This window comes from Leifsonia virtsii (assembly GCF_030433675.1).
Lineage (GTDB): Bacteria > Actinomycetota > Actinomycetes > Actinomycetales > Microbacteriaceae > Leifsonia > Leifsonia virtsii.
Genome location: NZ_JAROCB010000002.1, coordinates 267124 through 288699 on the forward strand (window position 1 = coordinate 267124; position 21576 = coordinate 288699).

20 protein-coding genes are annotated in these 21576 nt (G+C 70.5%); 3 read left to right on the forward strand and 17 right to left on the reverse strand.

Annotated features, from left to right (window positions below):
* Positions 1-30: 30 nt before the first annotated feature.
* Positions 31-1317 carry an adenylosuccinate synthase gene (locus tag P5G59_RS07290; RefSeq protein WP_301217444.1) on the forward strand — a complete coding sequence of 429 codons (1287 nt, stop codon included), beginning with the start codon at positions 31-33 and terminating at the stop codon, positions 1315-1317.
* A 112-nt stretch (positions 1318-1429) separates the two neighbouring features.
* Here the strand turns inward: P5G59_RS07290 and P5G59_RS07295 are convergent, their stop codons facing one another.
* Positions 1430-2716 carry a GNAT family N-acetyltransferase gene (locus P5G59_RS07295; protein ID WP_301217446.1) on the reverse strand — a complete coding sequence of 429 codons (1287 nt, stop codon included), beginning with the start codon at positions 2714-2716 and terminating at the stop codon, positions 1430-1432.
* Between the two features lie 50 nt (positions 2717-2766).
* Between P5G59_RS07295 and P5G59_RS07300 the strand changes: the two genes are divergently transcribed.
* Positions 2767-3060, forward strand: a complete 294-nt coding sequence (locus tag P5G59_RS07300) for a hypothetical protein (RefSeq protein ID WP_301217448.1) — start codon at positions 2767-2769, stop codon at positions 3058-3060.
* Positions 3061-3145: 85 nt separating this feature from the next.
* Here P5G59_RS07300 and P5G59_RS07305 read toward each other — a convergent pair whose 3' ends face one another.
* The 9 genes from P5G59_RS07305 to P5G59_RS07345 form a co-directional block, all read right to left on the reverse strand.
* Positions 3146-4069 (reverse strand): SDR family NAD(P)-dependent oxidoreductase, encoded by a 924-nt coding sequence (locus tag P5G59_RS07305; protein WP_301217450.1) that lies wholly within the window; start codon positions 4067-4069, stop codon positions 3146-3148.
* 2 nt (positions 4070-4071) lie between these two features.
* On the reverse strand, positions 4072-4386 hold the full coding sequence (locus tag P5G59_RS07310) for a chorismate mutase (RefSeq protein WP_115696683.1): 315 nt from the start codon (positions 4384-4386) through the stop codon (positions 4072-4074).
* A gap of 35 nt (positions 4387-4421) precedes the next feature.
* Positions 4422-5753: an FtsX-like permease family protein gene (locus P5G59_RS07315; RefSeq protein ID WP_301217451.1), complete on the reverse strand. Its 1332-nt coding sequence runs from the start codon at positions 5751-5753 to the stop codon at positions 4422-4424.
* Positions 5750-6457, reverse strand: coding sequence for an ABC transporter ATP-binding protein (locus P5G59_RS07320; RefSeq protein ID WP_301217453.1), 708 nt, complete (start codon positions 6455-6457; stop codon positions 5750-5752). The genes P5G59_RS07315 and P5G59_RS07320 overlap by 4 nt, the downstream gene beginning before the upstream one ends.
* Before the next feature lie 116 nt (positions 6458-6573).
* Positions 6574-8052 carry a glycosyltransferase family 2 protein gene (locus tag P5G59_RS07325; protein ID WP_301218792.1) on the reverse strand — a complete coding sequence of 493 codons (1479 nt, stop codon included), beginning with the start codon at positions 8050-8052 and terminating at the stop codon, positions 6574-6576.
* A gap of 120 nt (positions 8053-8172) precedes the next feature.
* Entirely contained in the window at positions 8173-8865 is a 693-nt protein-coding gene (locus tag P5G59_RS07330; RefSeq protein WP_301217455.1) for a CE1759 family FMN reductase, read from the reverse strand.
* A gap of 35 nt (positions 8866-8900) precedes the next feature.
* The gene (locus P5G59_RS07335) at positions 8901-10088 is read right to left on the reverse strand and encodes an LLM class flavin-dependent oxidoreductase (protein ID WP_301217457.1); all 1188 of its coding nucleotides are present in this window, start codon (positions 10086-10088) and stop codon (positions 8901-8903) included.
* A gap of 195 nt (positions 10089-10283) precedes the next feature.
* On the reverse strand, positions 10284-11165 hold the full coding sequence (locus tag P5G59_RS07340) for a LysM peptidoglycan-binding domain-containing protein (RefSeq protein ID WP_301217459.1): 882 nt from the start codon (positions 11163-11165) through the stop codon (positions 10284-10286).
* Positions 11166-11219: 54 nt separating this feature from the next.
* A complete protein-coding gene (locus tag P5G59_RS07345) occupies positions 11220-12050 on the reverse strand; it encodes a hypothetical protein (protein ID WP_301217461.1) in 831 nt (276 codons plus the stop codon).
* Positions 12051-12186: 136 nt separating this feature from the next.
* Here P5G59_RS07345 and P5G59_RS07350 point away from each other — a divergent pair, with 136 nt between their 5' ends.
* Positions 12187-13107, forward strand: a complete 921-nt coding sequence (locus tag P5G59_RS07350; protein WP_301217463.1) for a DMT family transporter — start codon at positions 12187-12189, stop codon at positions 13105-13107.
* On the opposite strand, the gene P5G59_RS07355 is transcribed toward P5G59_RS07350, so the two are convergent.
* The 7 genes from P5G59_RS07355 to P5G59_RS07385 form a co-directional block, all read right to left on the reverse strand.
* Positions 13104-14105 (reverse strand): alpha/beta hydrolase, encoded by a 1002-nt coding sequence (locus tag P5G59_RS07355; RefSeq protein WP_301217465.1) that lies wholly within the window; start codon positions 14103-14105, stop codon positions 13104-13106. The genes P5G59_RS07350 and P5G59_RS07355 overlap by 4 nt on opposite strands.
* Before the next feature lie 87 nt (positions 14106-14192).
* Positions 14193-16511 carry a phosphoribosylformylglycinamidine synthase subunit PurL gene (gene purL / locus P5G59_RS07360; RefSeq protein WP_301217467.1) on the reverse strand — a complete coding sequence of 773 codons (2319 nt, stop codon included), beginning with the start codon at positions 16509-16511 and terminating at the stop codon, positions 14193-14195.
* A gap of 67 nt (positions 16512-16578) precedes the next feature.
* Positions 16579-17355 carry a hypothetical protein gene (locus P5G59_RS07365; RefSeq protein WP_301217469.1) on the reverse strand — a complete coding sequence of 259 codons (777 nt, stop codon included), beginning with the start codon at positions 17353-17355 and terminating at the stop codon, positions 16579-16581.
* A complete protein-coding gene (locus P5G59_RS07370; RefSeq protein WP_301217471.1) occupies positions 17352-17915 on the reverse strand; it encodes an RNA polymerase sigma factor in 564 nt (187 codons plus the stop codon). Before P5G59_RS07370 ends, P5G59_RS07365 begins: the two co-directional genes overlap by 4 nt.
* 121 nt (positions 17916-18036) lie before the next feature.
* Complete coding sequence (locus tag P5G59_RS07375) at positions 18037-19659, reverse strand: ABC transporter ATP-binding protein (RefSeq protein WP_301217473.1); 1623 nt, start codon at positions 19657-19659, stop codon at positions 18037-18039.
* Entirely contained in the window at positions 19656-20582 is a 927-nt protein-coding gene (locus tag P5G59_RS07380) for an ABC transporter permease (RefSeq protein WP_301217475.1), read from the reverse strand. The genes P5G59_RS07375 and P5G59_RS07380 overlap by 4 nt, the downstream gene beginning before the upstream one ends.
* Positions 20579-21571, reverse strand: a complete 993-nt coding sequence (locus P5G59_RS07385; RefSeq protein ID WP_301217477.1) for an ABC transporter permease — start codon at positions 21569-21571, stop codon at positions 20579-20581. The genes P5G59_RS07380 and P5G59_RS07385 overlap by 4 nt, the downstream gene beginning before the upstream one ends.
* Between the last annotated feature and the right edge of the window lie 5 nt (positions 21572-21576).

The window sequence follows — 21576 nt, forward strand, 5'->3', positions numbered from 1 at the left end:
ACGCGTTCCACCCATCGAGAGGACTCAAACGTGCCCGCGATCGTGATCATCGGCGCCCAGTGGGGCGACGAAGGCAAAGGCAAGGCGACCGACGTCCTCGGCAGCCGCATCGACTACGTCGTCAAGTTCAACGGCGGCAACAACGCGGGCCACACCGTCGTCGTCGGCGATGAGAAGTACGCCCTGCACCTGTTGCCCTCCGGCATCCTGACCGAAGGCGTCACCCCGGTCATCGCGAACGGCGTCGTCGTCGACATCGAGGTGCTCTTCGAGGAGCTCGACGCGCTGATCGCCCGCGGCGTCGACGTCACGCGCCTCAAGGTCAGCTCCAACGCGCACGTCATCACCTCGTACCACCGCACGATCGACAAGGTCACAGAGCGCTTCCTCGGCAAGCGCCAGATCGGCACCACCGGCCGCGGCATCGGCCCGACCTACGCCGACAAGATCAACCGGGTCGGCATCCGCATCCAGGACCTGTTCGACGAGAACATCCTCCGCCAGAAGGTGGAGGGCGCCCTCGACCAGAAGAACCACCTGCTGGTGAAGGTCTACAACCGCCGCGCGATCGGCGTCGACGAGGTCGTGGACCAGCTGCTCGCCTACGCTGAGCGCCTGCGCCCGATGGTCGTCGACAGCTCCCTGCTGCTCAACCAGGCGCTCGAGGAGGGCAAGTACGTCCTGTTCGAGGGCGGCCAGGCGACGATGCTGGATGTGGACCACGGCACCTACCCGTTCGTGACGTCGTCCAACTCCACCGCCGGCGGCGCCGCGACCGGCTCGGGCATCGGCCCGAACCGCATCGACCGCGTGATCGGCATCGTGAAGGCGTACACCACGCGCGTCGGCGCGGGCCCCTTCCCGACCGAGCTGTTCGACGAGTGGGGCGAGTTCCTCCGCGAGCGCGGCTTCGAGTTCGGCACGACGACCGGCCGCCCCCGCCGCACCGGCTGGTACGACGCCCCCGTCGCGCGCTACACCGCACGCATCAACGGCGTCACCGACTTCGTGCTCACCAAGCTCGACACCCTGACCGGCATCGAGCGCATCCCGGTGGCCGTCGCCTACGACGTCGACGGCGTGCGCCACGACGAGGTGCCCGCCTCGCAGAGCGACTTCCACCACGCGAAGCCGATCTACGAGGAGTTCCCCGGGTGGACCGAGGACATCTCGGGCGCCCGCAGCTTCGAGGACCTGCCGAAGAACGCGCAGGACTACGTCCTCGCCCTGGAGCGCCTCTCCGGCGCCCGCATCTCCGCGATCGGCGTGGGCCCCGCCCGCGACCAGATCGTGGTGCGCCACGACCTGATCGACTGACCCGCGCCCGGCGGTCGCCCTCGGCGAGGTGCGAGTGGTTGCGGCTATCCCGGCCGAGTGGCGACATCTTGTCGCCACTCGGCCGGGTCGGTTGCCCGGGCGGTGACCGCCGCTAGAACCAGGTGCTGAGGCGCGGGGGCACGGTCGTGCGGAACAGCCGGTCGAGCGCCTCCGCGTCGCCCTGGATGCGGCCGGCGAGCGAGAGCCCGCGCACCACGTCGTGGCCGAGGTAGGCGCTGCCGAGCGCGGCGACGGGCAGTGACACGTCCGCCGTGTCCTCGGTCGCCTGCACCTCGGCGCGTCCGTCGCGGACGGTCAGGCGGAATCGGTCGCCGGCCAGCCCCAGGTCGTCGGCGACGTCGATCACGAGCGAGCCGTCCCGCTCGTAGGTTCGCGCCTGCAGGGCGGCCGGGACGTCGAGGATGCGCACCCACAGGTGGTCCTGCAGTTCGGTCACCCGGGCACCGCGGATGTCGTTCACGAGCGACTGGTACGGCTCGTCGACGCCGCGCGTCCACACCTTCACCTCGGCGACGAGGTCGAGCTCGATGAGGAACCGCCACAGGGTGCGGAGCGCCTCAGGGGTCGCCGCGGCGAGGTGGTTCACGACGACGGTGTGGCGGGTGAAGTCGTCCTCCGGGTCGTCCTTGAGGACGTAGGTGACGAAGCCCTCCGGCTCGCCCTCGGCCGAGTCGTAGCGCACCAGGCGCAGCTTGTCGGCGTCCGGGTCGCCCTTCATCGGGCCGATCAGGCGCTTCGCGAGGTACGGCTCGAGGCCGATCTCGCCCGCACGGGACGCCATGACCCGGTCGAGGACGCGCGCACCGGTCTCCTCGTACTCGGCGGGCTCGGCGAACGACAGACGCCCGGGGGTCTCGCCGCCGGCCCAGCCCACGCGCTTGGTATCGACGCTCCACGCGGTGGCCCAGGTCGCCGGGCCGAAGCCCCAGCGACCGTAGATGACCGACTCGGAGACGGTGAGGATGGCGAGCGGCAGCCCCAGCGCGTGCGCGGTGCGCAGCTCGCCGCCGAGCAGTGCGGTCGCGATGCCGCGGCGGCGGTGGGTCGGCGCGACCGTCACGGAGCTGATGGCCCAGGAGTCGACGCGCGCGCCGCCCGGCACGGTGAGCGGTGCCGGCCAGGTGTTGACGGTGCCGACCGGGTCGGAGGTTGCGCCCTCGTCGTCGTAGACGCCCGTGTTGCGCCGGCCCGCGAAGCTGCCGCGGGCCTCCTCCAGCACCTCCGCTGAGGGGCGCTTGCCGTGGAAGCCGCGGAAGTCGGCGCGGATCCAGCCCTCCAGCGCGGCGGCGTCGTCGTTGTCGAGCACGGCGTACCGGAGTCCGGTCGCGGCGAGGGCCGCCCGGGAGGTCTCGTCGAGGGGTGCGGTGAGGTAGTCCATCCCTTCACCGTATCGGCGGCGCCGGTCGCATGTCAGCTAGCGTTGAGGGCATGAAGGTGCGTGGTCTCATCCAGAGCAGCGGTACACGGGAGCTGACGGCGGAGGCCGACGACGCGCAGGCGGCGCGCGCCCTGATCGAGGAGCAGGTGCCGGAAGGGTTCGACCTGCTGCAGGTGCACAACGCGATGCCGCGCGGCGGGCGCGTGATCGCGACCGGTGTCATCCGGGAGTCCGCCGTGCGCGAGGTCGAGGCCGAGGGCGCCGACTATGCGGCCGCCAGCGCCGCCCTCCGCGCGCAGGTCCCGCCGGACCACCGCCTCCTCACCATCGTCGTCGACGCCTGACCCTCCGCGCACCGTCGAGTACACGAAGACTTCACGTTTTGCGCCGAAAAGCGTGCAGTCTTCGTGTACTCGATGGTGGGGGGTTTCAGGGGAGGGGGAAGGGCTCGGCGGCGGCGGACTCGAGCAGCGGCCAGAGGCGGGCGCCGAGGCGTGGGGAGCGGGAGGCGCGGGTCGCGGCGGCGTGCACGGGCGCGCCCTTCGTCAGCAGCGCAGGGCCGAGGTAGTCGCCGCCGGACACGTCCGGGTCGAGCACGGCCCGCACCGGGATGTGGGCTCCCGCGTCCTTGCCCTGCGTCCACGCCGCCTGCAGGTTGTCCGCGAAGCGCTTCAGCCGGCTGGGCTGGTTGACCCCGCGGATGCCGGGCGTGCGCCCGGAGGTCGAGTACCCGGGATGCACGACGATGCTGCGAACCGAGGACCCGGAGGCCCGCAGCCGCCGGTCCAGCTCGAAGCCGAACGCCTGTGCCGCGATCTTCGACCCCGAGTAGGCGCGCCAGCCGGTGTACGACTGCTCCAGCTGCAGGTCGTCGAGGCGCAGCCGTCCCATCCGGGATGCCAGCGAGCCCAGGACGACGATCCGTGCATCCCCTGTGCGCTCCAGCGCGGGGAGGACGCGGGCGGTCAGCCGGAAGTGCCCGAGCACGTTGGTCGAGAGCACGAGCTCATTGCCGTACGCGTCGGTCCGGCGCGTCCGCGGCGGGTGGACGATGCCCGCGTTGAGCACGAGCGCGTCCAGCCGGTCGAGGGCCAGCAGCGACTCCGCCGCCGCGTCGACCGAGCGCCGGTCGGCCACATCCAGCGGCATCGCCTGCACGCGCGCCCCGGGCACCCGGCGGCGGATCGCCGCGACGGCCGACTCGGCCCGCTCCGGGTCGCGGCAGGCGAGCACCACCCGTGCGCCCGCGCGGGCCAGCTGCTCGGCGGTGAAGTAGCCGACGCCCGCGTTCGCGCCCGTGATCGCCACGGTGCGGCCGTGGGCGTCCGGCAGCTCGGCCGGGTTCCAGCCCACCGTCAGCGGCCGTTCTCGCCGGCGATGCGCTCGTGGTGGTGGATGACCTCGGCGATGATGAAGTTGAGGAACTTCTCCGCGAACGCCGGGTCGAGGTGGCTCTCCTCGGCCAGGCCCCGCAGTCGCTGGATCTGCTCGCGCTCACGCTCGGGGTCGGCCGGCGGGAGCCCGTGCTCCGCCTTCAGCGCCCCCACCTGCTGCGTGAACTTGAACCGTTCGGCGAGCATGTGGATGACCGCCGCGTCGATGTTGTCGATGCTCTGGCGGATGCTGTGGAGCTGTTGGAGTGCGGCCTCCGTGTCGCTGATGTCGGGCATGCTCCGACCCTACCGGGCGGAGCATGCCCGCACCGTCACAGGCTGGGCGACGGCTCCGCGAGCACCCGGGTCAGCACCGGCCGCGTCGCGCGGAGGGCAGCCCAGACCAGCAGGATGCCGGCCGCGAGGCACCCGGCGACGGTCGCCAGGGTCAGCGGCGAGGTCAGGAGGCTGAGGCCGGTGAGCGGGAACAGCACGACCGCAGCCGTCACGGCGGAGCCGACCGAGGTGATGCGCAGCGGCGAGAGCACCGCGCGGCCGCGGGCCGCGTTCATTTCGGCGACGGGCATCCCGATGCGGTCGAGGCTCACGTAGAGGTCGCGGCGGTCGAGGATCGCGGCGGCCTGGTTCACTCCGGCCGAGCACGCCACCATCAGGAAGGAGGCGACGATCGTGATCAGCACGCCGGTGCGGATGTCGGCGACGAGCATCCGGGACTGCGCGTCCGCGCCGTCGCCCGCCGCATCCAGCACCGCGACGCCGACCCCCGCCACGACCGCGACGAAGCTGGTCATCGCCACGCCGGAGACCTGCCGCCACGCGGCCTTGGGGGACTCCAGGATGCTGCGCGCGGCGAGCAGGCGCCGCGCGGTCCTGGCGCGGCGCGCCTGCCCCGAGGCGACCAGCCTCAGCACCCACGGGCCGATCAGGTTGAGCACCGCGACCGTCCCGCCGAAGCCGACGGCGAGCACGGTCACGAGGACGCCGATGCCGGGCACCGCCGACAGCGTCGACATGGCGCCGGCGACGAGCGCGACGACCGCGACCGTGACGACCACGCGCACCCAGTGCACCCTCGGCGCCTGCTGCCGGGTGCGCACGCCGAGCGGCGACAGGATGACGCCGCGGAGTCCGACGACCGCGCTCACCGCGGCCAGCACGCCGACGCCGACCACCGCGAGCGCGACCCAGGCGGGAGCGAGCAGCACCGAGAAGCCGAGCGGTTCGCCGCGGAACGGGATCAGCGCCACCAGCGGGGACGCGACCAGCGCGACGAACGCTCCGGCCAGCGCGCCCACGACCGCGAGCACGGTCGACTCGATCACGGTGAGCGCGGTCACCATTCCGGGCGTCGCCCCGAGCAGGCGCAGGCTGGCCAGCCGGTCGTCGCGGCGGCGGGCGGAGAGTCGTGCAGCCGAGCCGCCGAGGGCCACGAGCGGGACGATCAGCAGCGAGAGCGCGATGACGGCGAGCACCTGGTACAGCCCCGCCATGTCGTCGGTCCAGCTGAAGAACGCCTGCGCGCCGCCTGCGACGATGAGCAGCAGCGCGGTCACGACGGCGAACGCGACGACCGGAAGCGCGACGGTGGAGCGGGCGGAGGCGCTGCGCCGTGCGAACAGCCAGGCCAGGCGGAGCGTGGTCATCGCGACACCACCTCGTCGACGATCCGCCCGTCCGCGAGGCGCAGCACGCGGGAGCAGCGGGAGGCGACGGTCTCGTCGTGGGTGACCACCACCAGCGAGCGGCCGCGGTCGGTGGTGGAGCGGATGAGCGCGTCCATCACCTCCGCCGAGGTCTGCGAGTCGAGCGCGCCGGTCGGCTCGTCGGCGAACACTACCGCGGCGCCCGTGGTCTGCGCCCGGGCGATCGCCACGCGCTGCGCCTGGCCGCCGGAGAGCTGCCCGATGCGCCGTGCCTCGAAGCCGGCGAGGCCGAGGGCCGCGAGCCACATGGCCGCAGTCTGCTCGGCGGCCCTGCGGTCGACGCCGTTCAGCATGAGCGGGAGGGCGACGTTCTCGAGCGCCGTCAGCTCGGGCAGCAGCAGCCCCTGCTGGAACACGAAGCCGAACGCCTCGCGGCGCAGCCGGGAGCGTCCGCGCTCGTCGAGGCCGGTGACCTCCACGGGGCCGTGCGGGGTCGCGAGCACGACCGAGCCGCTGTCGGGTGCGACGATGCCGGCCAGGCAGTGAAGCAGGGTGGTCTTGCCGGAGCCGGAGGCTCCCATGATCGCCACCGACTCCCCGGGGGCGATGCGGAAGTCGACGCCGGCGAGCGCGACGGAGCTGCCGTAGGACTTGGTGAGCGCGGCCGCGGAGAGGGCGGGCGCTGTGGCGGGTGCTGAGGTCATGCCTCCAGCCTGGCGGCCGGGTGCATCGGGCGGCATCGGGCGGGAGGCTCATCCTCGCGCCGGACCGTCATCCTCGGGAGGTCGTCCCCAGGTATGACCGGCTCGGCTTCGACCGCTCAGCTCGTGGCGACGCGCCCGACCTTCTCGGTCTTGTCCCACTTGGCCTCGGTGCCGGCCAGCTCCTTGAGGTAGGAGTCGAACGTGATCGCGCACAGCAGCGAGCCGTAGCCGGCGAGGTAGATGAGCGCGGGCGCGAGCCAGCGGCCGGCGCGCGTCTTCTCCGCCTTGCGGGCGAGCCACGCGACCACCATCGAGAACGGGATCCAGATGTAGATCGCGAGCGTGATCGCGAACAGGGCGGGACCGTCGAGGGTGACCCCGAAGAGGCCGGGCAGCCAGACGAGCATCACCGGCGGGAACAGCGCCGTCACCATGACCAGCATGTTGATGATCCCGGGGAACAGCAGCACGTGACCGATGGTGTGCTTCGTCGTCGCCCCGTCGGTCTGCGAGCCCAGGATCAGCACGAACAAGTACGCCAGCGCCGCCGAGATCCACAGCACCCGGAAGACATTGGTGGCGAGCTCGTCCTGCAGGAACAGCAGCCCGGCCAGTCCCACCGACGACAGGATCATGATGAGTGGGAGCAGCCACAGGCTGAACCACACGATCCCGAAGCTGATGCCGCCCAGGTGGTGCTTGCGCGACGGCCGGAACCACACCTTCGCGTAGCGGGCGGTGACGGTGACGTTGCCGCGTGCCCAGCGCAGCCGCTGCTTCCACAGGGCGTCGACGCGGTTCGGCTCCTCCGCGAGCACGTGGGCGTGCGGCTCGAAGACGACCTTCTTGCCGAGCAGCTGCGTCTCGAAAGTGGTGATCGTGTCCTCCGCGAGCGACGACGTGTCGATGCGCCCGCCGATCGCGATCAGGTTCTCGCGGGTGTGCAGCTGCGCTCCGCCGGCGAGGCATGCCTGCGCGCCCAGCACGTTCTGCGCACGGCGCGCGGCAGGCTGCGAGAGCACGTACTCCACACCGACGAACTTGGTGAGGTAGTTGCGCTCGGTGCTGCCCTCGCGGATGTAGGCGGACACGGCGCCGACGTCGGGGTCGGCCAGGTGCCGGGTCATGCGGCGGAGCGAGTCCGGCAGGTAGATGACGTCGGCGTCCATGATCAGGAGCGCCTCCATCCAATCGTCCTCCAGCACCCGGGCGATGCCGTGGTTGAGGGTGTGCGCCTTGCCCTGGCCGCCCTGCTCGCGGCGCAGCAGGAACACGTTGCCCGGATACTGCTCGGCGCGGTCGCGCACGACGACCGGGGTGTCGTCGGTGCTGGCGTCGTCGACGACGTAGATGCGCAGCGCCTCGCGCGGGTAGTCCAGCTTCATCAGCCGGTCGATGGAGGCGCCGATCACGGCGCCCTCGTTCCAGGCCGGCACGATGATGGCGACCCGGGGGAGGTAGGGCGCGGCCTTCTTGTAGTGGTTGATCCAGGCGTGGAAGGGGATGACCACGAACGTCGCCGCCGCCGCGATCACCGGGATGAGGCCGGAGAGCGCGAGGATCAGGCACACGATCACGCCGATCCAGTGCAGCACGGTGAGAACGTCCACCCGAGACCTCCTGTTCTACCCTGCACCCTACCGTGCGGGCCGACGCCGTAGACGGCAACAGGCCCCGGCGACGCCGGGGCCTGTTCGCGGGCGGAAGGCTGCCCGCTACCGCCGCTGGGTGGGGAGACTCCCGCCCGCGGCCAGCCGCATCAGGTCGGAGCCGAGGTCGATGCCCAGCTCGTCGCCGCCGGCGGAGCCGAACTCGTGCTGGTAGCTGTCCCACGAGGTGTCGGTGATCTTCGCCTCGACCTCCGACTCCATGAGCACGACCAGCTCACGCGCGGCCCGGTCGATGCGCTTGCCGAGGGACTTGTCCTGCCAATCCTCGGTGGACGCGAAGACCGAGGTCGGCGCGGTCATGGTGCGGAGGAAGGCGAACAGCGACCGCATCTCCCCGTCGACCACCAGCGCGTGGCGGGCCGTGCCGGCGGTGGCGCCGAGCACGACGGGCTTCGCGATCAGCAGGTCGTTGTCGAGCACCTGGAAGAACGAGGTGAACAGCCCGCTCGGGCCGGCCTTGTAGACCGGGGCCGTCGCGATGATGCCGTCGGCCTCCTTCAGCGCCTCGACCGCCTTGGTGAACTTCGGGCCGAGGTGCCCGGACGCGAGGGCCGCGCCGAGCTCCGGCAGCAGCTCCCGCAGGTCCAGGTTGAGCGTCTGGACCGTGCGGCCGTCGCGCTGGGCCGCGGCCTCCACGCGCAGGGCGAGGCGGTCGGCGAGCATCTTCGTCGACGACGGGTCGCTGACGCCCGCGTTGACGACGACGACGCGGAACGGGCGCGGGTCGGATGTGGTCATGGTCTTACCTTCTCTCGAGTCCCAGGCTGCCGGCGTCAGAGCGCCGGGTAGCTGGCCTGGAACTGCTCCTCGGTGTCCTGGTAGGGGGACGCGCCGGTGACGTTGTCGCCGCGGTTGGCGTTCGGTCGCGGCTGGCGCGGTGCGCTGTCGCCGTACTTTGCCTTCACGAGCGACTCGTGGGTGGGCGCGTCCGGGGTCTCCGGGTCCTTGCGGGCCTCGGTCTCCTTGCGCAGCACGGGGATGACGTGCTCGCCGAGCAGGTCGAGCTGCTCGAGCACCGTCTTCAGCGGCAGGCCGGCGTGATCCATCAGGAACAGCTGGCGCTGGTAGTCGCCCGCCCACTCGCGGAAGGTCAGCGTCTTGTCGATGACCTCCTGCGGGCTGCCGACGGTCAGCGGGGTCGCGTCCGTGAACTCCTCCATCGTCGGGCCGTTGCCGTAGACGGGGGCCTCGTTGAAGTACGGGCGGAACTGGTCCTTCGCGTCCTGCGAGTTCTTCGCGATGAACGCCTGGCCGCCGAGGCCGACGATCGCCTGCTTGGCGGTGCCGTGGCCGTAGTGCTCGAAGCGCTCGCGGTAGAAGGCGATCAGCCGCTGGTAGTGCTCCTTCGGCCAGAAGATGTTGTTGGCGAAGAAGCCGTTGCCGTAGAACGCGGCCTGCTCGGCGATCTCCGGGGTGCGGATGCTGCCGTGCCAGACGAACGGGGGAACGTCGTCGAGCGGTCGCGGGGTGGAGGTGAAGCCCTGCAGCGGGGTGCGGAAGCGTCCCTCCCAGTCCACCACGTCCTCGTGCCACAGCCGATGCAGCAGGTTGTAGTTCTCGAGGGCGAGCGGCAGGCTCTGGCGGATGTCCTGGCCGAACCACGGGTACACAGGTCCCGTGTTGCCGCGGCCGATCATCAGGTCCATGCGGCCCTTCGACAGGTGCTGCAGCATCGCGTACTCCTCGGCGATGCGCACCGGGTCGTTCGTGGTGATCAGCGTGGTCGAGGTGGTCACCGTGAGCTTCTCGGTGAGCGCCGCGATGTGCGCGAGCAGGGTCGTGGGGGACGACGAGAAGAAGGGCGGGTTGTGGTGCTCGCCGATCGCGAAGACGTCGAGTCCGACCTCCTCCGCGTGCTTCGCGATCTTCACGATCGCGTCGATGCGCTCCGCCTCGCTCGGCGTCTCACCGGAGACCGGGTCCCGGGTGATGTCGCTGACGGAAAAGATTCCGTACTGCATGTCTGGCTCCTCTGATTGTTCTCGCCGTTTCTATGCAAACGCATATAACGCGAGGCGGGCCGATGTATTCCCATCCTGGTCCTGCCTTCCCGTATCGGGTAGGGCGGCCCGCGACTGCGGTCGTCCGGAACGATTGCGGCTGCGCGCCGGCCCGCAGTTGTTCCGAACGACCGCAGTCGCAGATGGAGGAGCAGGTCAGAGGGCCTGCGGGTCGAGATTCAGCGACTGGTCCTGGAGCAGGTTGAGGGCGCCGTCGTAGGCGCGACCGCTGGGGTTCAGCCACAGAAGATCCTGCGAGGTGATGCCGAACCGCTGCGCGACGCCGTCGAACGTGTCCCCGGCCGCGACGACGTACCGCGCCGGAGCACCGGACGCGGTCGTGTCCGGCACGCGCCCCGTCGCTCCCGCGCGCGCACCGCCGTCGACCGGGTGGACGTTGGTCGCGCGCTCCGGGATCGACCAGCGCACGGTGTTCACCGCGAGCACCTTGTCCGGGCCCAGCTCCACCGGGACTCCGTCGGCGGACGCGGCGGAGGAGTAGGTGACGAGCGTGCCGAGGTACGACGGGTTGCCGACGTAGCCGAGCTCGGCAGTCGAGGCGGCGGCCGTGCCGGTCGTGGGACCGCCGAGGCTGTGGTCGGCGACGCCGTGCCAGGTGAGGCCGTCTCCGACCTGCGGCGGGACGTCGATCAGCGTGACCGAGACGGGGATCGGGACGGTCGACGTGAAGCCGGAGTACTGGATCGAGTAGGTGTTGTCGCCGTTCGACACGATCCGGTAGTGGAAGTGGATGCTGCCCTTCGGCGACGCCACGCTCGCCTCGGCGACGGCGGTGCCCGACGGGACGGGCGCGAGCGTCGGCGGCGGACCCGGCGGAGTCGTCGGCGTCGGTGTCGCGCTGGGCGTCGGCGTCACCGGCGCGGAGTGCGTGGGCTTGGGCTTCGCGGTCGTGTGCCGCGCGACGGGCTTCGCCTGCGCCCCTCCGTCGAAGAGCGCGCACCCCGACAGCGCGACGACGAGCGCGACGAGCATCCCTGCGGCGGCCGCGCTGCGGGCACGCCTGATCGTTCGAACCATGTTCCCCCCTCCGGGAACGCTACCAAATCCGCGGTGGCCGGATCTCATCCATGCCTAGAGCGGGTACGACTCAAGGCCTCTTGTCGTTCCAGTGCAGACGTGCTGCATTACGTCCTCTAGGGAGTGGATCGCTGCTTCAACCTGGCCGAGGGGGGTGTAGGCCCCATCTGGCGCGTGCCCGGTCACACCCCAGTCCCAGCGCACCTCGGCTCCGCTGAGAGGGTCCTGAATAGCCATCGGGATAGCGGTGCGAGCTGTGACATAAGTGCCTCCGGATTCGAGATCGAGTTCGTGCTGCTCGAATTCGATACCAAAGTCGCCTGCGCCAGCTCGCCTCAGTGCGACCTGATAGTCCGAGCCCGTGTGGATTGGTGCGGCAGATACCAGGTCGGCATGCTTATCGAGGTTGTTCAGGCGTGCCAGCACCGCGAGGGCATCTGCGGCTGGCTGCTCGACATACTGGAACGGCTGGACTTGGCGGATTCGAGCAACCAATTCGGGTGGGATTGCAGACAAGGCGGGCGCGACCTTGTCCCAAGAGTCAACCGACAGGGCAGCCGGAAAAGAGACCTTGTTTCGCCTCGAGAGTCCAGCGCCCGATAGTGACGAAAGCTCCCACGCGAAACTAGAAAGGGCTCCGCGAGCGTGATGGAGGGCCTCACTCATCGTGAGGGAAAGCTGCCGCACGGGCGCAGGTTCGTCAATATCTAGATATAGAACGAACGTCTGTGGGTCTAGCTGCGTCCATGCAGGAGAGACGTGATCGCCACGGTTCCACCTCTGGGCGATCTCGAGCGTCTCCCTGGCGCGTTCTTTTGCACGCGCGAGCCTCTCCAACGGAGTGGTGGAGATGTCCACTCCAAACTCGATGGTTCGTTCACTCATGGGGTCAACGTAGAGGTTGTCGGCGCAGTCCGTGTAGCCCTCCGGGAACGCTACCAAATCCGCGGTGGCCGGATCTCATCCATTCGTGTCCGATTTCCGCACGCGCCCCGTCGGTGGCTCCCGCTAGCGTCGAAACGTGAAGATCGCCGTGCAGTTCGCCGCCATGGGGCTCATCTGGGGCGCCAGCTTCCTGTTCATGAAGGTGGCGCTCGAGGGCGTCTCGTTCGGCCAGGTGGCGTGGGCGCGGCTGGTCTTCGGGGCGGCGACGCTCGGCGTGATCGCGCTCGTGACGCGGGTGCGGCTTCCGCGCGAGCCGATCGTCTGGCTGCACTTCACCGTCGTCGCGGTCACCTACTGCGTCATCCCGTTCCTGCTGTTCGCCTGGGCGGAGCAGTACGTCTCCTCCAGCCTCGCGAGCATCTACAACGCCGTGACGCCGATCACCACCGCGATCCTGGCCACTGCCGCGTTCCGGGTCGAGAAGCTCAACCGAGACCAGGTGCTCGGCGTGCTGGTCGGGGTCGTCGGCGTCATCGTCGTGGTCGGCCCGTGGGCGGTGGATGCGCTCGCCGGCAGCCTCTGGGGCCAGCTCGCGTGCCTCGGCGCGGTGACGTGCTACGGGTTCAGCTTCGGCTACATCCGCCGGTTCATCAGCCCGCGCGAGGTGTCCGCGACCGCGAGCGCCTTCCTGAACATCGGGCTCGCCGCCGTCATCATGGTGCTGCTCACGCCGGTGGTCGCGTGGCATCCGATCTCGTTCAGCTGGCCGGTGCTGCTGTCGCTGCTGGCGCTCGGCGCGCTCGGCACGGGCGTCGTCTACATCTGGAACATGAACGTGCTGCGCGCGTGGGGCCCGACCGCCACGTCGGGCGTCACGTACGTCACGCCGGTGGTGGGCGTGGCGCTGGGCATCCTCGTGCTCGGCGAGCACCTCACCTGGAACGAGCCCGTCGGCGCGGCGATCGTGCTGGCCGGCATCCTGCTGACCCAGCAGCGCGTGCGCCTGTTCACCCGCCGGCAGGCCGAGCTCGCCGCGCGGGAGGCCGCCGCGCGTTAGGCGTGCCGCTTCAGGAACGCGAGGGTCGCGTCCAGCGCCTCGTGCGCCTCGGCGAACTTCAGGTGGAACTGGTACTCGTGCGGCAGCTGCGGTTCGTGGTTGGCCGGCCAGAACAGCTCCGTCACCTCCACCCCCTTGCCGCGCAGCGTCGTCGCCATCGGCACCGACTGCGACCAGGTGAGGCCGTCGCCGTTGCCGCCGGAGATGTAGGTGGGCGGGAAGTCGCCGGTGACGTGCCGGAGGGTGGACATCGTGGAGCCGACGTAGGTCTGCGACCAGTCCTTGTCGCCGCTGTACGACCAGAGCGCCGTCTTGAAGCCCCAGGCGAGGATGCCGTTCAGCGTCGACAGCGCCCCCAGGTCGTACACGCCGCAGTTGAGCAGGATGGCGGACAACTGCTCGCGCCGCAGCGACGGCCGGATGCCGAGCAGGTGCGCGTACTCCGGGCTCGTCGTCAGCACGGCCAGCTGGCTGGCGAGCTGCGACCCGGCCGAGTCGCCGGCGAGGACGATGCGCTCCCGGTCGATCCCGAGCTCGTCCGCGTGGGCGTCGAGGTAGGCGAGGGCCGTGTTCAGCTGCTCGACCGCGGTCGGGTACGACGCCTCCGGCCCGAGCGTGTAGTCGAGCCCGACCGTCGCGTAGCCGTGCGAGGCGAGGATGCGCAGGTACGGGTCGACGTCCTTGCTGGCGCCCGAGATCCACGCGCCGCCGTGGATCCACACGACGGCCGGCAGCGGCCCCTTCTCGCCCTCCGGCCGGAACAGGTCGAACGTCGTGTCGGGCGAGCCGGGCGCGTACCGCAGCCCGGTCTGCGCGGTCACGCCGCTGGTCGGGACGAACGGCTCCATCTCGGCGACCGTCTCGGCGGCGCCCTTCTCGAACACGCTGCGGATCACGAGCGCCGACGGCCACGGCGTGGCCCGCGCGATCCCGGCCGCGACGCCCGCAGCGGCGACCACTCCTCCGATGATCCCCGCCGTCCGGCGCGCCCGTGTCATGCCCTCACCGTATCGCGCCGTCCGCTCCTGAGTTCTTCGACCCGGCACGCCGGTGCGCGGTCGAAGAACTCAGGAGCTGACGGGTGGTCAGGCGACCGTCGGGCCGAAGTGCTCGGGGAGGGTGGAGCGGTGCACGCCGCGCAGCTCCTCGACGCCGATCGTGAAGAGGTCCTGCACCTCGAGCACCGGCTGGGCGCCGACCTCGGCGTCCGTCACGCCGATGCGGAGAACCGGGATGCCGCGTCCCTCGCACAGACCGCGGAACTTCACGTCGTCCTCGCGCGGCACGCTCACGATCACGCGGGCGGTCGACTCGGAGAAGAGCGCGGTCGCCGCGTCCACACCGTCCCGCTCCTCGATCTCGGTCAGCCAGACGCGGGCGCCGACGCCGAACCGCATGACGCTCTCGGCCAGGGCCTGCGCGAGGCCGCCGTCGGCGAGGTCGTGCGCCGACGAGATGAGCCCCTCCTGCGCGGCCGCGTGCAGCGCCTCGGCGAGCGAGCGCTCGGCGGCGAGGTCGACCGCCGGCGGGTGACCGCCCAGGTGGCCGTGGATGGTGCCCGCCCACGCCGAGCCGTCCAGCTCCTCGCGGGTGATGCCGAGGAGGTAGATGTTCTCGCCCTCGTCCTGCCAGCCGCTCGGGATGCGGCGCGCGACGTCGTCGATCACGCCGAGCACGCCGACGACGGGCGTCGGGAAGATGGGGGTGTCGCCGGTCTGGTTGTAGAACGACACGTTGCCGCCGGTGACCGGGATCTCGAGCTCCAGGCAGGCGTCGGAGAGGCCCTCGACCGCCTGCGAGAACTGCCACATGACCTCGGGGTTCTCCGGGCTGCCGAAGTTGAGGCAGTCGGTGACCGCGACCGGGACGGCGCCGGAGGCGGCGACGTTGCGGTACGCCTCGGCGAGGGCGAGCTGTGCGCCCTGCTTCGGGTCGAGCTGGCAGTAGCGGCCGTTGGCGTCCGTCGCGATGGCGAAGCCGAGGCCGGATTCCTCGTCGACCCGGATCATGCCCGCGTCGTCGGGGAAGGCGAGCGCCGTGTTGCCGCCGACGAAGTAGTCGTACTGGTCGGTGACCCAGCCCTTGTCGGCCAGGTTGGCGCTGCCCAGGAGGGCGAGCGTCTGCTCGCGCAGCTGGTCGCCGGTCGTGGGCCGGGCGAACACGGAGGCCGAGTCGTCCTGGAGGGCGTCGATCCACGTCGGGTAGGCCACGGGCCGCTCGTACACCGGGCCGTCGACCGCGACCGTGCGGGGGTCGACGTTGACGATCTCCTCGCCCTTCCAGTTGATGACGAGACGCCCGGTCTCGGTGACCTCGCCGAGCACGCTCGTCTCGACGTCCCACTTGGCGGTCACGGCGAGGAAGGCGTCGAGCAGCTCGGGCTTGACGACCGCCATCATGCGCTCCTGGCTCTCCGACATGAGGATCTCCTCCGCCGTGAGGCTCGGGTCGCGCAGCAGCACCTTGTCGAGCTCGATGAACATCCCGCCGTCGCCGTTGGACGCCAGCTCGCTGGTCGCGCACGAGATGCCGGCGGCGCCCAGGTCCTGGATGCCCTCGACCAGCTTGTCGCGGAACAGCTCGAGGCAGCACTCGATGAGCACCTTCTCGGCGAACGGGTCGCCCACCTGCACGGCCGGGCGCTTGGTCGGGCCGCCCGCGGAGAACGTGTCGGACGCGAGGATGCTGGCCCCGCCGATCCCGTCGCCGCCGGTGCGCGCGCCGAACAGCACGACCTTGTTGCCCTCGCCGGACGCGTTGGCCAGGTGCAGGTCCTCGTGGCGGAGCACGCCGACCGAGAGCGCGTTGACCAGCGGGTTGCCCTGGTACACCGGGTCGAAGTAGGTCTCGCCGCCGATGTTCGGAAGGCCCAGGCAGTTGCCGTAGAACGAGATGCCGGAGACGACGCCGTGCACGACGCGAGCGGTGTCCGGGTTGTCGATGGCGCCGAAGCGCAGCTGGTCCATCACCGCGACGGGACGCGCGCCCATCGAGATGATGTCGCGCACGATGCCGCCGACGCCGGTGGCGGCGCCCTGGAACGGCTCGATGTACGAGGGGTGGTTGTGCGACTCCACCTTGAAGGTGACCGCCCAGCCCTCGCCGACGTCGACCACGCCGGCGTTCTCGCCCATGCCGACCATGAGGTTCTTCTTCATCGCCGGGCTGACCTTCTGGCCGAACTGGCGCAGGTAGATCTTCGACGACTTGTAGGAGCAGTGCTCCGACCACATCACCGAGTACATCGCCAGCTCGCCGCTGGTGGGGCGGCGGCCGAGGATCTCGCGGATGCGGGCGTACTCGTCCTCCTTGAGCCCGAGCGCCGCGAACGGCTGCTCCCGCTCCGGGGTCTCGATCGCGTTCGCGACGGTGTCGACGACGTGCGTGGTGGTGGTGTCGGTCACGCGGGCACTCCTGGCTGGGCGGGGCAGGCGGGGGATGGGCTCCAGTCTACCGGGCGTGCCGGTGGGGTCACGCGGGGCAGAACTCCGAGGGGATGGTCTTCGACGGCCCGACCTGGATACCTCCCACCTTCCCCTCGAGAACCGCGAAGACGATCCAGGTGCCGCTGCCATTGCCGATGCCGTAGTAGCTCACGACATCGCCGTACTCGCCGGTCTTCTCGATGCCCGGGTACGCCGCCAGGAGCTCGTCGGGAGTGGACCCCACGCCGATGCCCTCTGCGGTCCTTGGCGTGGCAAGCTCGCGGTCACCGTTGGCGGTGAAGTTGTACCCGAGGTAGAGCTGATCGGTGAGCGTCGAGTCCGCCCCCCTGAACGCCGATAGAGCCAGCCCATCGGGAGCGACGAGGTCGCGCTGATGATCGCGACACACATCGTAGGTCTGATCGCTCCAACCGGGGACAAGTGCTGGCACTGTCGAGATGTCGACACCTACGCCGACCGGCCCGATGCCGTCGAAGCCGATGATCCAGGTCGACGGATCGGAGGGGTCCTGCGTCGGCGGGGTCGTCGCCGACGGTGTGAGTGTCGGTGCGGGCGTCGGCGTCGGGGTGAGGGTCGGTGTCGGCGTCGCCGTCGGCGCGGCGGCCGGAGTCAGGTCGAGCAGGCCGGTGCCCAAGGCGTAGGCGACCGTTCCTCCCGAGATCGACAGCGCCAGCACCACGAGCGTGGCGATGAGCGCGGTGCGCTTGCGTCCGCCGGCGCGTCCGGGGTGCGCGTCGGCGTTGGCGACCACGAGGTCGCGGATCGCCGCTTTGCGGCGCGGGTCGAAGGTGGGCTCGTTCATCGCTCCCCTCCGTTCATGAGTTCTGTCAGGCGTGCCTTGGCGCGGGAGAGGCGCGATTTCACGGTTCCGGGGGCGACACCGAGCGCGGCGGCGGCCTCGGTGGTGCTGAGCTCCTCCAGCACGCAGAGGGTGAGGATGTCCTGGTCGCGCTTGGGCAGCTGCGCGAGCGCGGCGCGCAGCGAGGTGCGGCGTGTGTCCCGGTCGATGCGGTCGTCCACGAAATCCGCGTGGTCCGGCGCATGCTCCGGTGGTGGCAGCTGCTGCAGCCCCTCCCGGTAGCGCCGCGACGCCCGCACGTAGTTGCGGAACACGAAGTTCGTCGTGACCAGCAGCCAGGCGACCACCGACCCGTCGACGATGCGCATCGCATCCCGTCGCCGCCAGGCCTCCAGGAAGACGACGGCGACGATGTCCTCGGCGTCGTGCAGCGACGCGGTCAGCCGCATCGCCTGCCGGAACACGCGGTCGTGGTGCAGATCGAACAGTGCGCCGAACGCGTCCGCGTCACCATCGCGCACGCGTTCGAGCACTGCCGGCTCGTCGAGTTGGATTCCCCTCACACTCTGTAGTGTCCCGGGCCGGCCCAGCGGTTCCCAAATGCCGAACTGCGCGTTGTGGCGGCTATTCCGGGCGAATAGCCGCCACAACGCGCAACTCGGCGAGCGGGGTCAGCGGAGGGCGTCAGGGGACGCGCGAGAACGGGTCGGGGATCGCTGCGAGGAGCTCCTGCGTGTAGGGGTGGGTGGCGTTGTCGATCACCTGCGAGGCCGGGCCCTGTTCCATCACGCGGCCGCCCTCCAGCACCGTGACGTCGTCGGCCAGCGCGCGGGCCGAGAGCAGGTCGTGGGTGATGTAGAGCATGGCGATGCCGCGGTCGGCGACCAGGCGCTTCAGCAGTTCGAGGATCTCGGCGCGGATGGACACGTCCAGCATCGACACAGGCTCGTCGGCGATCAGCACCACCGGGTCCGCGGCGAGGGCCCGCGCGATGACCACGCGCTGCCGCTGGCCGCCGGAGAGCTGGTGCGGCAGCTTGTCGATGAAGCGCTCGGCCGGCGTGAGCCCGACCTGTTCGAGCAGGGCGAGCGTCCGCTCCCTCACCTCGCCGCGCGCGACGCCGCCGTAGTTCCGCAGCGGCCGCGACAGCGTGTAGGCGACCGTGCTGGCGGGGTTGAGGGAGGAGAACGGGTCCTGGAACACCAGCTGCGTCGTCGCCCGGTAGGCGCGCAGCCGGGCGCCGCGCAGCGAGTCGACCGACACCGGTGAGGCCCCGGGCGCGGTCAGAGTGATCGAGCCGGTGTCGGGCCGCTCCATCCCGAGCAGCAGTCGCGCGATCGTCGACTTGCCCGAGCCCGACTGGCCGACCAGCGCGGAGACCGTGCGCTGCCTCAGGGTGAGCGACACGTCCTGCAGCGCTGTGACGCTGCGCTTGGTGCGGCCGCGGCCGACCCGGTAGGTCTTGCCGACCGATTCCATGCTCAGGATGGGCGCCTCGGTCGTCTCGGCCCGCGCCTTCGCGACACCGCCCGAGCTGACACGGTACGCATCCAGCAGCATCTCGGTGTACGGGTGCCGGGCGCCGGCCAGCAGCTCCGCCGGCGTCCCCTGCTCGACCAGCTCGCCGTCGAGCATGACCATCACGCGGTCGCTCAGCTCGAGCACCGTTCCCATGTCGTGGCTGATGAACAGCACCGCGAACCCGAGCTGCGCCTGCAGCTCGCGCAGGCGGTCCAGGATGCGACGCTGCACCAGCACGTCGAGCCCGGTGGTCGGCTCGTCGAGCACCACCAGCTTCGGCCCGAGGGCGAGCGCCAGGGCGAGGGCGACGCGCTGCTTCATCCCGCCGGAGAGCTCGTGCGGGTAGCTGTCGAGCACCTCCGGGTCGAGGTCGACCATGCGCAGCAGCTCGGCGGCGCGGTCGCGGGAGGCGGGGAGCTTGTGCGCGGTGAAGGTGTCCTTGAACTGCGCCGCGACGGTCAGCACCGGGTTGAGCGAGTTCATCGACGACTGGAAGACCGTCGACAGCGACACCCAGCGGATGCCGCGCAGCTGGTCGTCGTTCAGCCCGTCGAGGCGGCGGCCGTCGAAGACGACGCTCCCACCCTCCTGGTGCGCGGGGCGGCTCAGCAGCTGCAGCACGGCGTTGCCGAGTGTCGATTTGCCGGAACCGGACTCGCCGACCAGCCCGACGAACTCGCCGTCGTCGATGGCGAACGAGACGTCCTTGACCGCGTGGTGCGGCGCGTGGTCGCGCGGACGGTAGACGACGGACAGGTCGGTGACCTCGAGGAGTGCCACGGTCATCCCTCCCTCAGCTGGGGGTTGCTCAGCGTGTCGATGCCGAAGTTGATCAGGGTGAAGCTGGTGATGAGCAGCGCCAGCGCGAGGCCGGGGGCCACCAGCCAGGCGAACTGCCCGGTGAGCAGCGCGCCGCCGATGTTGGCCTGGTTGAGCATCGCGCCCCAGCTGACCGTCTGCGGGTCGCCGAGGCCGAGGAACGACAGTCCCGCCTCCCCGCCGATCGCGCCGAGCGCCGCGCCCATGAAGCCGACCACGATGAGCGAGGTCATGTTGGGCATGATCTCGCGCAGGATGATGCGCGGAGTGCTGTCGCCGGCGAGCCTGGCCGCCGAGATGTAGTCGCGGGTGCGGAGCGAGATGACCTGCGAGCGCTTGATGCGCGCGCCGTACGCCCAGCCGGTGATGCTGATGACGAAGATGATCATCCCGATGCCGCGCACCGGCGAATACGACGCCAGGGTCACGATCAATGGGAGCACGGGGACCACCAGCGCGAGGTTCGTCAGGAACGAGAGGATCTCATCCACGATGCCCTGGCTGTACCCGGCGACCAGGCCGATGATGAGGCCGATCGCGGTGGAGATGAGACCGGCGACGAGGCCCACGAGCAGCGAGGTGCGGGCGCCCCAGATCAGCTGACTGAAGACGTCCTCCCCGCTGTCGGTCGTGCCGAGCCAGTGCGCGCCGCTCGGGCCCTCGCTGGGGCCGCCGACGGCCGCCCGCGGGTCGTACGGCGCGATCCACGGCGCAAGGATGGCCGCGAGCACGAACACGGCGAGCAGCACCAGCCCGACGCGGCACTTGGGGTCGCGCCACAGGAGGACGTACCAGCGCGGGCCGCGGCCGGCGTTGTTGGAACGCTGGGCCGGGACTGCGGAGGTCTCGACGCCCAGCGGCTCGTTCTGGATCGAGGTCGCCGAGCTCATGCCGTGGCCGCCTTTCGCACTCGGGGGTCCAGGACGCCGTACAGCACGTCCGCCGCGAGGTTCGCGACCAGGACGCCGACGGTCGTCAGCAGGAAGATGGCCTGCAGCAGCGGGTAGTCGCTGTTGCCGACCGCCTCGAAGAGCAGCCGGCCGAGGCCGGGGTAGTTGAAGATCGTCTCGACCAGGATGGTGCCGCCCAGCAGCCCGCCGAGCGCCAGCGCGAAGCCGGTGACCGACGGCAGGATGGCGATCCTGGCCCCGTAGGTGAGCGCGATGGTGCGCTCGCCGAGGCCCTTGGCCTTCGCCAGGCGCGAGTAGTCCTCGCCGAGCGTCTGCACCATGTTGTTGCGCATCGCCAGGATCCAGCCCAGCGGGCCGGTGATGAGCAGCGCGATCATCGGGAGTGCGGCGTGGGAGATCGCGTCGCCGATGAACGGCCAGTTCCAGCCCGGCGTCGTGTCGCCGTAGCCGCCGGACTCCGGGAACACCTGCCAGGTGAAGCAGAACAGGAAGATCAGCATCAGGGCGATCCAGAAGAACGGCAGCGTTCCGAGGAACGTCGAGCCGAGGGTCAGCACGGAGTCGACGCGCGAGCCGCGGCGGTACGCCGCCCACGACCCGAGCAGAGTGCCGACCACGAACGACACGATGGTCGTCACGCCCACCAGCACGATCGTCCACGGCATGGCCTGCGCGATCACGTCCGTCACCTTGTAGGGGAAGTACGTGAACGAGACCCCGAAGTCGCCCCGGACGATCGCGCCAAGGTAGTCGAGGTACTGCTGGAAGAGGTTCTTGTCGCTCACCCCGAGCATGAGACGCACCGACTGCAGCTGCGCCGGATCGACGGACGCGTTCCGGCCGACCAGCTTGCGCACGATGGCCTCCGCCGGATCTCCCGGCTGCAGCCGGGGGATCAGGAAGTTGAGGGTGACCGCCGCCCACAGCGTCGCGACGAAGAACCCCGCTCTCCGGAGGAAGTAACGCATGGCGG

Excerpts from the sequence above, each read along its gene's own strand:
- P5G59_RS07295 (WP_301217446.1), bottom strand. The coding sequence starts at position 2,716 with ATGGACTACCTCACCGCACCCCTCGACGAGACCTCCCGGGCGGCCCTC.
- P5G59_RS07300 (WP_301217448.1), top strand. The coding sequence starts at position 2,767 with ATGAAGGTGCGTGGTCTCATCCAGAGCAGCGGTACACGGGAGCTGACG.
- P5G59_RS07310 (WP_115696683.1), bottom strand. The coding sequence starts at position 4,386 with ATGCCCGACATCAGCGACACGGAGGCCGCACTCCAACAGCTCCACAGC.
- P5G59_RS07315 (WP_301217451.1), bottom strand. The coding sequence starts at position 5,753 with ATGACCACGCTCCGCCTGGCCTGGCTGTTCGCACGGCGCAGCGCCTCC.
- P5G59_RS07320 (WP_301217453.1), bottom strand. The coding sequence starts at position 6,457 with ATGACCTCAGCACCCGCCACAGCGCCCGCCCTCTCCGCGGCCGCGCTC.
- P5G59_RS07330 (WP_301217455.1), bottom strand. The coding sequence starts at position 8,865 with ATGACCACATCCGACCCGCGCCCGTTCCGCGTCGTCGTCGTCAACGCG.
- P5G59_RS07335 (WP_301217457.1), bottom strand. The coding sequence starts at position 10,088 with ATGCAGTACGGAATCTTTTCCGTCAGCGACATCACCCGGGACCCGGTC.
- P5G59_RS07340 (WP_301217459.1), bottom strand. The coding sequence starts at position 11,165 with ATGGTTCGAACGATCAGGCGTGCCCGCAGCGCGGCCGCCGCAGGGATG.
- P5G59_RS07345 (WP_301217461.1), bottom strand. The coding sequence starts at position 12,050 with ATGAGTGAACGAACCATCGAGTTTGGAGTGGACATCTCCACCACTCCG.
- P5G59_RS07355 (WP_301217465.1), bottom strand. The coding sequence starts at position 14,105 with ATGACACGGGCGCGCCGGACGGCGGGGATCATCGGAGGAGTGGTCGCC.
- P5G59_RS07365 (WP_301217469.1), bottom strand. The coding sequence starts at position 17,355 with ATGAACGAGCCCACCTTCGACCCGCGCCGCAAAGCGGCGATCCGCGAC.
- P5G59_RS07375 (WP_301217473.1), bottom strand. The coding sequence starts at position 19,659 with ATGACCGTGGCACTCCTCGAGGTCACCGACCTGTCCGTCGTCTACCGT.
- P5G59_RS07380 (WP_301217475.1), bottom strand. The coding sequence starts at position 20,582 with ATGAGCTCGGCGACCTCGATCCAGAACGAGCCGCTGGGCGTCGAGACC.
- P5G59_RS07385 (WP_301217477.1), bottom strand. The coding sequence starts at position 21,571 with ATGCGTTACTTCCTCCGGAGAGCGGGGTTCTTCGTCGCGACGCTGTGG.